Raw genomic sequence first — 11,563 nt, 5'->3', positions numbered from 1 at the left:
GTTAAATCTAAACGGTGTGATCTGCAATATTAGAAAATGGGTCTGGGGGCATATGTTGCTATTTACCAGTTACACTTCAATATAAAAATGGCACATATCATTCACCAATTTCGTGAAGCTACCAAACATCCATAGTCGCTACTGAATAATGCGTTGTTTTTCTAACTATGAATGATCTATCGTCACCAAAATTACTTGCCTTTGCTGTTTGTTCATAATCATTATTAATGCTCTACACACCAATAGGTCTAAATTATACCATCGTGTCATTTGGACTTCTTTTGATTTTGTCTTTTTGACAAAGAAAATGTATTTTCATTGTCTTAACCCTTTAATTATAAAGCATTAAATTCTTGGCCTGAATAATGCAATATGAAATGAGAATTCTTGCTAAACTATTATTAGTGCTTTATCGGGAAGTACCAATAAAGGAGCCACCTTGCTAAATATTACAGACAAAAGTGTTGAAGAGCGTATTCCTGCCTATCTTCGCCTTGGTTTTCGTCCTTTCTTTTTCTTAGGCAGTATTTACGCTGTTATTGCCATTATCGCTTGGGTCATTATGTTCCAAAATGGCCAACCAGACATGCTGCAAGTCCCCGCTTTGTGGTGGCATGTGCATGAGATGCTGTTTGGATTTTCGATGGCGATTGTGGTGGGTTTTGTATTAACTGCAGTGCAAACATGGACTGGAGTCAATGGAACCAAACACCATCGTTTGGCTTTCCTTGTCATGCTTTGGATAATACCTCGCATTTTATTTTGGACACCAGCACCGTTATGGCTTATTTCGTCAATTGAAGCGTTATTCTTAGCGCTGTCGGCTTATGAGATCGGTTTTAGAGTGGTTCGCTCTAAAGGATGGAAAAATCTGTTTTTCATTCCGCTCTTTGTGCTTGCCATTGTGGCTAACTTTGCTAGCTATGCCACGATAAAAGGAATGCCTCCATTTAGCTCTGCGGCGGTATGGCAGGCGATGCTGTGGTGGTTTACATTGTTGCTATCTGTCATGGGTGGGCGTGTTATCCCATTCTTTACCGCGAAACGCTTTAATTTCGAGAAAGCTCAACCATTGGTGTGGTTAGAGTGGGTGGCAAATTTGCCGTTAGTGAGCTTGTTCGTATTGAGCTTCTTCCCATTAACTTTTTCTCAAATTGGGCAAGAAGTGATGTTATTTGCTGGCATCGCGCAGTTTGTCCGTTTCGCTCGCTGGAAACCGTGGACAACTTTAAGTGAGCCGCTTGTCTGGAGCCTGCATAGTGCTTACCTGTGTATTCCATTAAGCTTGGTGTTGCGTGGCGTGATTGATAACCCATTTGTCAGCCATAACATGTTGCACTTATTTGCGATTGGCGGACTGGGTGGTGTGATTTTAGCGATGATAGCTCGAGTCACAATGGGCCATACGGGTCGTGCTATTTATAAAGGCCCAAGTATGTGGTTGGCCTTTTCTGCTGTTTTACTTGCGGCTTTAGTTCGTAGCTTAGGCGTCGCCTTTATGCCAGAGCAAATGATGCTGATGATCAATATTAGTGCTGTATTATGGGCGCTGTCATTTGGTATGTTTGTGTGGAAGTTTGGAATGATGTTATTAACGCCAAGAGTTGATGGTCATCCTGGATAATTCACGTGATTAAATGAAACATAAAAAAACCGAGCTCAAATAGAGCTCGGTTTTTTTATTATCTGTAGCGAGAAATTCAAAGCTTGGAATTGGATCCGTCAGCCTGAATTAATTAGTTATTACTGTGAAGCTCGCTGTTTAGCTCAACCGCAGATTTATTGGTTAAGCACTCAATTTGACCAGTAATCGAATTACGACGGAAAAGAAGATCAGCCTTACCAGCAAGGTCACGTGCCTTAGCAATTTCTACTTCTTGGCCTTGGTTATCTAGCATGCGAACTTTTGTTCCTGCAGTAACGTATAGACCTGACTCTACCGTACAACGATCGCCCATAGGGAAACCAAGGCCAGCATTTGCCCCTAACAGACAGTTCTCGCCGATAGAAATCACCATAGTACCGCCACCAGACAGTGTACCCATGATTGATGCACCGCCACCGATATCAGAACCATTTCCAACCACAACACCTGCAGAAATTCGACCTTCAACCATGCTCACACCTGTAGTACCAGCATTGAAGTTGATGAAGCCTTCATGCATTACAGTGGTGCCTTCACCGACATGTGCGCCAAGGCGAACACGAGAAGTATCAGCGATACGAACGCCAGTAGGTACGACGTAATCGACCATTTTAGGGAATTTATCAACGCAATCGACCGTTAATGCTTCACCTGCAAGACGAGCATCAATTTGACGTTCTGCAAGCTCAGGTAAATCGATAGGGCCTTGGTTTGTCCATGCAATGTTATGTAGCAAACCAAAAATGCCATCTAATACTGTGCCATGTGGTTTCACTAGACGGTTTGAGATAAGTTGCAGTTTAAGGAAACCTTCCGCGACCGATTGAGGTTTCTCATCTGTTGCGAGAATAACGGCAACTAATGGCTGGTTTGATTGCGCCGCTTTTTGAGCGAAAGAAGCATTTGCAGTGTCATTGTTTGCTGTGAATACAGCAACAAGCGCTTCGCTTTGAGCCGCTGAAATTTCAAGGGCTTGGTTGCCTTCAGTGTAACCAACCACTTTAGCGACAGCAGAAACGAGTGCATCGCTTGGGTTTAAGAGTGGGCTAGGAAAAAATGCTTCAATGATCTTTCCATCACGGTTTTTAGTTGCTGTGCCGAAGGCAAGAGAAAAAGTCGCCATTATTTAATAATCTCCATATTTGAATTTGTTTCAGTTGGCCAAGCTTTATTGTCTTTCTATGCTGAGCAGGCTTGGACCGTTAAAATCATTTGTTGATAAACATCATAGAGAGAGCGCCCTTCAGATGAAAGAGGGCGCGGGTAGAAAGTCTGTAAATAGATATGTGTTGTCTTTATAGCGATAGCTGTCGTCTATAAGAAATCAACCCGATAGAATAAAAAAATAGCCAGCAAATTGCTGGCTATTGAAAATTGATATTGAATCGAAAGTAGACGCTAAATACTTATGCTGCGTCGTCTTCTGCTTCATCCGCCACGGCTTCAACCGCTTTTGGTTTTTTAGGCGTTGGTTTGCGTTTTGCGCCTAAAGCATAAAGCACTTCTTCTTTATTTTTCGCAAGGTACATCGCAAGCTCTTCTTGCTTACCTTCATCTTCGATGAGCTCACTACCATTAATCAATGTAAAAAGCTCATCTGCCATATCTAACATTTTGTCGTAAGCGTCAGCTTCAGCTTTAGAGGTAAAAGTCATCTTTTCTTCTCCGTTGCGCTCGACCACGTACTTGACGATTACAGCCATGGTTATTCCTCAATAATTGATAACTATTTCTACTGGCTTTTTATACAGTTTCAAGTTTTAAATGTCCAGTTGAAGGCAGAGTTTTGAGAGTTGAACGGTTAGAGAACCGACATCACCTCCTGATTTATAGCATTACTTTTGTATTGATTGGCAGTAATGCATGAAGGCTTTTAGCAGCGGGCTCTGATATTTCTCCTTATGGACTAACAACCAAAAGCGTCTTTTCATATCGAGAGGCGTTTCAATGAGGGCAACACGTCCGTCGTTGATGGCGGTATTGACGGCCAAGCGAGATAAGCAAGCCAACCCAAGCCCTGCTGAAACGGAGTTAATAATTGCTTCAGTGGTATTGAGTTCAAAAGCTTCATGCCAACTCTCTAAGCGAGGAGCAACGGTACGTAGGAAAAACTCACGAGTGCCCGATCCCGGTTCTCGTAGTATCCAATGACTTTGCTCTAATTGATGCAGTGCTATCGGCTGGCTACTTGAGGCTAATGGGTGATGAGTTAATGGGTGATTAGGTGCGGCAACAATGCACATTTCATCCTGACTAAATTGGCGTGATATCAATTCAGGGTTCAATGTTTTCCCTTCAATTAGCGCAATATCGAGTTCGTAGTCGATCAGCTTTTGGCAGATCAACGCTGAGTTTGAAATGAACAAGCTTTGAGATAGATGTTGGTACTGTTGACGAAATCCACTGAGAAGAAAAGGGGCAACTTGGTTACCAATGGTGTCGCTGGCGCCAATTTTAAGACTGCCACTGAGTGGTTGATTGTCTTCAAAAAGGTCATCGATTCCTTTTGCCCGATGTAATAGCTCATCGGCAAGCGGCAAGAGTTTTTGACCTTCTTGATTCAGAATTAAACGGTTATTAACGCGGTCAAACAGTGAATGTCCCAGTTGTTTCTCTAACTCAGACAGTGCCATGCTAACGGCTGCTTTGGAGAGAAATAACGCTTCGGAAGCGGAGGTTAAAGTACAGTGCTGAGTAACGGTGACAAAAACGTTTAGTTGCTTGAGTGACACATTGTGAGCCATTTACTCTCTCCATCTAATTACTTGCGCCATCTTATTACTTACGTGAACTAAGCAAACATTGATCGTTGTTAGGATAATGCGAGTTCGTTAAGTATATCTTAACGCCTGTTTAATATGATTAGATATATCAGAACGTATTGCAAGCGTATGATGACGTCATCGGAGTTTACTGCTGTTGCAGATTGTCCAATAGCTCCAAAGTGAGGCGGAAATGATAAATAGAATGAAACTTAAAGTGATGGGAGCGCCAACTCCTATGGCTGGGCTCGCACTGGCTATTGCAAGTTTAGGGTGGAGTTGGGAAAACATGGTTGATTGCGGAGGCTACGCACAATGGACGAGTGCGGTGATAGCGTCGATTTTATTGGCCATTCTTGCGGTTAAGTTTTTAGTGCATCGCCATTTACTTCGTCAAGATTTAGCGCATCCCGTTGTTGGAAGTGTTGTCCCGACATTTGCGATGGGCACTATGATTGTTTCAAGCTCTGTCGGCCACTTTTATCCAATTGCTGGTGATGTCATTTGGTTGGCTGCGGTACTATTGCATGTCATCTTTTTGGCTAGTTTTATGTATCACAGAGCAAAAAGTTTCGAGTTACATCATATGGTGCCAAGCTGGTTTGTACCACCTGTTGGCATTATTGTTGCCGATGTGGCTTTTTCGGGCACGCCAGCGCTACAACCTATTGCTGATATAACACTACTGTTTGGCATGGTAGCTTACGCCGTGATGTTGCCCATTATGATCTATCGCTTAATGTTTACGCATGAAATTCCGGATGCAGCAAAACCGACAATTGCTATTCTCGCGGCGCCAGCCAGCTTATCTTTGGCAGGTTATCTCAGTGTCACTTCAAGCCCGTCACCGGTTGTGATCGCGACTCTATTTGGTATCGCGATTTTAATGACAACAATCATCTATCTCGCGTTCTTTAAATTGTTGAGGTTACCGTTTAGCCCTGGGTATGCGGCATTCACATTCCCCATGGTAATAGGAGCAACGGCACTGTTTAAAACTGCGAACTGGATGCAAAGTGTTGGTGTTGATGAAGAGTACGTGGCTCAGGTGTGGTGGTTAGCAGGAGTTGAATTGTGTGTTGCCACGGCAGTGGTAGGGTATGTTGCGATTCGTTACTTTGCTTATTATCAGCCATATAAAATGAGACCGGTAGCGCTCTCATAACAGCGTTAGGCTATCTATTTGATGAAAGAATAAGCTTGTTAAGATGATAAAACCTAACAAGCTTATTTTTTTGTTTCTGTTTGGCTACATAGCGTTTTCTACTGTAAACCTAAAGGTGCCGATCTCTTTTAAAAGCCACGACTTATTAAGAAACATTACTTATTAGAAGCAACGCTCTATAACACTATTTTCTATAAAAGCGAGACATGTCTTCTAGTGACTTTTGTATCGCATCAATAGGAATCTTTTTATCAGATTCTGGCTGCAACTGATTATCAAGTTGGCTTGAATTGCCTGCTGGGTTGACGACAAGCATCGTCTCTTTGCCAACAAGCGCATAATTGTAGTAACTGCCTGAGATAAACCAATCGCGCGGTGTTGAACCATCAAACAAGTTTGCCCCTACACTATAATCAGACACATCTGATTGAGTAGTAAAAAGCGTATCCATTAACGTCGGAACGACATCGAAGTGAGTGGTGCGATAATCGATCTCTTTTACGACTTTATTTGGTTGATAGACGTATAACGGCACATGAATTTGAGCCTGACTATAGTTGCCAGTATGCCCCCAGTAGTTCAGTTTATTATCATTAAACTCTTCGCCATGATCAGAGGTGATCACTACGGTGGTATTGTCTAGATCAACCTTTTCGAGAACTTTCCCAATTAACCCATCAATATAGAAAAGAGAGTTTTTATAGCGGTTATGGTAAGGCTCAGGATCAAAGTCATTATCAAGAAGAATATGATCCACTCGAGAAAGATAAGGCTTGAATTTAGCCCCTTCAGGCTCTGGAAATTCAGTGCCATGCGCAGAGTCGTAGAACAAAAATCCAAAGTAAGGTTGCTCACTCTCCTGCTGTTGGAAAGCTATAAAGTCTTCGGTGATCCTCGCATCGCGTTCTACTTGAGTGGTTCCCGGTGTGCGCAATCGTAAATTGTCTACCTGTTTAAAGACAGTGCGCGATAGTGGCGGACTGGTTAAAGCCGCCGAGCCGAAAATCCCCATGCGGTAATTTGATTCTTGTAATTTATCCATAAAGAGTGGCGACACTTGATTGGCGTAAAAGGTGTTCCAATAGGTCGCAGGTAAACTATAAAACAGGCTAAATATACCAGCTTGCGTAGAATTCCCACCGCTCATGTGTTGATTAAATTGACTGCTCTTGATTTTGAACTTGCTCACGTTCGGCATGATCTCAGCGTTACTGTCATCAAAGCGCCATGCATCAACCAAGATAAATAGTACGTTTGGTTGTTTCTCTTTCTGCTGAATCTCAACTGGCATTGATGGATATTGTAATTCCGTTTTTTCACAAGATTTAAACTCCACCCGCTTTTGTTGAGCAAACTCTTCGCTGACAAGCTCGTGCTCATAAATAAATGAGCGGGCAGTGAGTGGGTAGTAAAGAGGCCAATTACTGGTGAATTGACTTACTTCATTATCGAACGTTGCGTTTTTCCATGCATGAATCGCTTGGCTGCTGAGTAGTAGGGCGAACCACACTGAAATCATCACGTACTTCACTTTACTGCGAGCTAATTTATTACTTAGCCATAAGGTAACGCCGAACCCAATAGTAAGAGCGAATAATTCGGCTATGAATATCAACGCGCTCAGCCATGAAACATTGAATACTTCATTTCCAGAATCCAGAAACATTTTGATCAGTAATGCATTGATATGAAATTTATAGTGTTGAAAAACCGTAATATCGATTTTTAGTGCGATTAGAATGATGATCGCTATGGGGGCACAGATAAATTTGAAACTCTTTGTGGGTAAAAAACTCGCGACGATTGTAGTTAACAATAGAGGAAAGCAGATAAGCCCTAACCATCCGATTTGGGTTGCTGCGAGATAAAATACCTGTAAGAGACTATATTCCTGAGGATTGACGGTGAGTAAATACGGGTAACAGGCGATAGAAAGATAAAGACTGAAACAAGAGAAAAACGCGATGAGCCAAGCGTTATTATAAGAGAGTCTTTTCAGCATAAATACGAATCCAAATCAAATTAGGGCAGCAGTGTAAAAAAGCGACGGAGTATAAAACAGTGTTTTTTATCATGCAATCAGAGATTTGTATGTCTCAGTATGTCAGTGTTTGTCACTCTGGTGATCCGTACCAGCGTCATCTTTGGCTATCTCACTGAATGGCTTGTAATCTTTCTGGTGACATCTCTTTTTTTTACCGTTGGGTAGGCTGATATTTCTCTAGAATCGAGGTGCGATATGATAATCTCTTAAAACGTCGTCATCGGAAAAGTGTGAGTGCATTTTGTTTTCTGTTTATCATTCCAACAAAGTAGATAGCCTAAAAATCCTGTTAGTCCATTTAGCGAAAAGTGAACCGCTAGATAACCCATTTGAACAAGAGCAAATCTTGGTGCAAAGCCCGGGAATGTCGCAGTGGTTGAAAATGGAACTCGCCAAGGAGTTTGGTGTGGCGGCGAATATCAACTTTCCTCTTCCTGCTACTTTTATTTGGGATATGTTCACCCAAGTGCTTCCTGATGTACCAAAGCGAAGTGCTTTTAACAAAGAAGCCATGACATGGAAAATCATGCATATCCTTCCTTCAATGTTGGACGAAGAGGCTTTTGCTCCATTAAAGCAGTATCTAGAGCAAGATGACGACAAATCTAAGCTCTACCAATTATCTGAAAAGATCGCCGATATTTTCGATGGCTATTTAGTTTATCGACCGGAATGGATCGCCAGTTGGGAAAATGGCCTCGTAGTCGATGAACTCGAAGGCACTCATCCTTGGCAGCCGATGTTGTGGAAAGCGTTATACGATTACACCCTTGAGCAAGGCCAATCCAAATATCACCGTGGTAATTTGTACCAAGATTTTATTGATGCGTTGGCTCGCTCTAAAGATAACCTCAGTCATCTGCCGAAGCGCCTTTTTGTGTTTGGTATTTCATCTTTGCCTCCACGCTATATGGATGCGTTGAAAGCGCTGGGCGAACATATTGATGTTCATCTGATGTTTACCAACCCTTGTCAGCATTATTGGGGCGATATTCGAGACCGAAAAACATTAGCTCGAATTGAATCGAGAAGTTGGAATCGTCTCTCACTGCAAGATGATCTTTTAGAACGCCAATCCACCTCGTCATTATTAAAAGGTTCCATTGAAGATAACCTTGAAGATGATCTGCATACCAATAGCGCCGTCGGAAATGAGTTACTGGCATCGATGGGAAAACTCGGTCGTGACAACCTTTATCTGCTTTCTCAGCTTGAGTGTGATGAGAATGATTTTTTCATGCGTGTCGAACGCGATAATTTACTGCACCAACTGCAAGCGGACATCCTCAATTTAGAACAGCATCAAAACGATGAAATTTTAGATTCAAGCTTCCATAAGCAGCAAGTAGATATCAATGATACCTCGCTGACGGTTCATGCATGTCATAGTCCAATGCGAGAGGTTGAGGTATTACACGATCAGTTGTTGGCGATGTTTGATGCTGATACCAACTTAAAACCGCGCGATATTATTGTGATGGTGGCGGATATCAACGCGTATAGCCCCGCGATTCAAGCGGTATTTGGTAATGCTCCTGGTGAACGTTATATACCTTATTCGATTTCAGACAGAAGTGCTGATCAAGAGAGCCCGATCCTTTCAGCATTCATGCAGTTGGTGAATTTACCCAATACGCGCTGTTTGGCTTCAGAGCTGCTGGAGCTGTTAGAAACGCCTGCGATGATGCTGAAGTTTGGCCTTAATGAACAGCAGTTTGAGCAAGCCAAGCAGTGGGTTGAAGAATCAGGGGTTCGTTGGGGGGCAGATGCCAATACTGCCACAGAATTTGAACTTCCAGCGACAGAGCAAAATACTTGGTTGTTTGGTATTCAACGGATGCTATTGGGTTATGCGATGCCAGAATCTGCTGGGTTATTTTCCGCGCCTAACAGCAACATTTCAGCCTATAACGAAGTACAAGGTATGGGCGCTGAACTGGCGGGGAAATTAGCTCATTTCATCGAACTCATTACTCACTACCGCCAAGTATTAAACCAAACTCAATCGATTGATGAGTGGCGAGAAATTCTTAATGGTGTGCTGAACGACTTTTTTGCGGTTGAACTAGAAGGCGAAGTGGTATTGAAGTCCATTCGTGACTCTTTAATTCAGCTAAAAGAACAGCTTAGTGATGCCGATTATAAGGACGACATTGCCCCGAGTATCTTAAGCCAGTATTTGCAAAATAGGCTATCCGGAACGCGAGTGAGTCAGCGTTTCTTAGCTGGCCAAGTTAACTTTTGTACCTTGATGCCAATGCGTTCTATCCCATTTAAAGTCGTCTGTTTGTTGGGCATGAATGACGGCGTATATCCGCGCTCAATGCCACCAGAAGGTTTTGATCTAATGAATGGGCCAGCCAAAGCGAGAGCAGGGGACCGTTCACGCCGAGATGATGATCGTTACCTTTTCCTTGAAGCTATGTTGTCAGCGCAGCAAGGTTTATATGTCAGCTATGTTGGCCGTTCGATTCAAGATAATACAGAGCGCGTGCCTTCGGTGCTGGTATCTGAATTGCTTGAGTATTGTCAGCAGAATTATTGTTTACAAGGTAGCGAAAGTTTAGCCAGTGATGAATCAGGTCAGCAGCTGCTTAATGCATTGGTTGAGCATCACGCGATGGTGCCATTTAGCCCGAATGCCTTCATGTCAGCAGACGTGCAAGCATCCTCAACGATTGATCATTCATCTTCTATTCGTTCGCAACAGAGCAGTTACGCCAAAGAGTGGTTACCCGCGGTTAATCGCCTTGGTCAATCAAGTGATGACTTTAAGCGCAAGCTCGGGGACTACTTATTGGATGTGGTTTATCCCCTTGAGTTGGATTTGGTTGAGTTGCAAAAATTCTGGCGTTTACCTGTTCAGTATTTTTTCAACCGCCGATTAAAAGTGGTGTTTGAAGCGCCTTTACCTGTCATGGAAGATGATGAACCCTTTGTTTTAAATGGCTTAGACAGCTTTAAACTTCGTGACCAGTTGTTGGATGTGCTATTGACGGCGAAACTGTACACTCATCAAGATCCGAAAGATGCACTGAACGGTTTTATTGAACAACAAAGAGCGCAAGGGAAGCTTCCTGTTGGTGCGTTTGGGGATATTGAGTTTGAAACCAATCGTGTTCAGGCCGAACAGTTAGTTGAAGAGTTAGCCTTTATTTGTGGTAAACCTATTGATGATATTGAGATTGATCTCACCCTTAATGCTCTTGCGAATAAAGAGACTGGTGAAGAGAATGCGGTTCATCTAACGGGTTGGTTGACCAAGCATTACCAATCAGGGTTAGTGCGATATCGAAGTGGAAAAATTCGTCCTCAAGATTATCTCTCCGCGTGGATTGATCACCTGAGTTGCGCGGCAATGGGGCACTCGAAAACAACGCACCTCATTGGCTATGATCGCAAAGAAGGCGTAGTGCATATGATGTACCCTCCGATGAACGATCGTAGTGAGGCTCTCGATATTTTAAATGAGTTGGTGCGCCTGTTTTATCAAGGTATGACCGAACCTTTGCCTTATTTCCCTAAAACGGCTTTGGCTGGCGTTGAAGCTGGATTCAGTCGAGGAAACTGGGTGGATGATGAAGAAAAGTCACTGAAAAAAATGGCAGATACATTTAACGATGGCTACGCCTTTACTGGTGAAGGGCGAGATAGCTACATTGCGAGAATTTGGCCAAAATGGGATGACGAACTCGCGTTGCAAGCTCGTTTGTACTCAAGTTTAGTGATGCAAGGGCCAAGGCTTTGGGCGAAAAACGCCAGCGATATTGAGTAAAGTCAGGACGCATGCTTAATTTACGGATGGACATCGTAAAATAGAGTGGCCGCCAGTCAATCATTATAGTGTAGGGCGTCTTCTGTGCGGCCACATGGTCAGAGGGACCATTGTTTGTTATTCAAGTTGCTTTTATTAGCAGAATGATGACGAATCAAGATTCTTCTAACGA

Annotated in this window: 7 protein-coding genes; 3 read left to right on the top strand and 4 right to left on the bottom strand. The window is 42.9% G+C overall.

Annotation, left to right across the window (positions count from 1 at the left end; all coding sequences use genetic code 11):
• Positions 1-439: 439 nt before the first annotated feature.
• Positions 440-1,624 carry an NnrS family protein gene (locus L4C39_RS06570; protein ID WP_113799118.1) on the top strand — a complete coding sequence of 395 codons (1,185 nt, stop codon included), beginning with the start codon at positions 440-442 and terminating at the stop codon, positions 1,622-1,624.
• 112 nt (positions 1,625-1,736) lie between these two features.
• On the opposite strand, the gene dapD is transcribed toward L4C39_RS06570, so the two are convergent.
• From dapD to L4C39_RS06555, 3 genes are all read right to left on the bottom strand, one after another.
• Positions 1,737-2,768, bottom strand: a complete 1,032-nt coding sequence (gene dapD / locus L4C39_RS06565; protein WP_429745076.1) for a 2,3,4,5-tetrahydropyridine-2,6-dicarboxylate N-succinyltransferase — start codon at positions 2,766-2,768, stop codon at positions 1,737-1,739.
• Between the two features lie 283 nt (positions 2,769-3,051).
• A complete protein-coding gene (locus L4C39_RS06560) occupies positions 3,052-3,348 on the bottom strand; it encodes a YebG family protein (RefSeq protein ID WP_017054050.1) in 297 nt (98 codons plus the stop codon).
• A 132-nt stretch (positions 3,349-3,480) separates the two neighbouring features.
• Complete coding sequence (locus L4C39_RS06555; RefSeq protein ID WP_261888917.1) at positions 3,481-4,389, bottom strand: LysR substrate-binding domain-containing protein; 909 nt, start codon at positions 4,387-4,389, stop codon at positions 3,481-3,483.
• 211 nt (positions 4,390-4,600) lie between these two features.
• On the opposite strand from L4C39_RS06555, the gene L4C39_RS06550 reads away from it, so the two are divergent.
• Positions 4,601-5,572 (top strand): TDT family transporter, encoded by a 972-nt coding sequence (locus L4C39_RS06550; protein WP_429745073.1) that lies wholly within the window; start codon positions 4,601-4,603, stop codon positions 5,570-5,572.
• A gap of 184 nt (positions 5,573-5,756) precedes the next feature.
• Here L4C39_RS06550 and L4C39_RS06545 read toward each other — a convergent pair whose 3' ends face one another.
• Positions 5,757-7,574 (bottom strand): DUF3413 domain-containing protein, encoded by a 1,818-nt coding sequence (locus L4C39_RS06545; RefSeq protein WP_429745071.1) that lies wholly within the window; start codon positions 7,572-7,574, stop codon positions 5,757-5,759.
• A 283-nt stretch (positions 7,575-7,857) separates the two neighbouring features.
• Between L4C39_RS06545 and recC the strand changes: the two genes are divergently transcribed.
• Entirely contained in the window at positions 7,858-11,391 is a 3,534-nt protein-coding gene (recC, locus tag L4C39_RS06540; protein WP_429745069.1) for an exodeoxyribonuclease V subunit gamma, read from the top strand.
• Positions 11,392-11,563: the final 172 nt, after the last annotated feature.

Source organism: Vibrio clamense, assembly GCF_050337905.1.
In the GTDB taxonomy this organism is placed as follows: domain Bacteria; phylum Pseudomonadota; class Gammaproteobacteria; order Enterobacterales; family Vibrionaceae; genus Vibrio; species Vibrio cortegadensis.
Note: the sequence above shows the minus strand (reverse complement) of the source record. Positions and strands in the feature narration are given on the sequence as shown.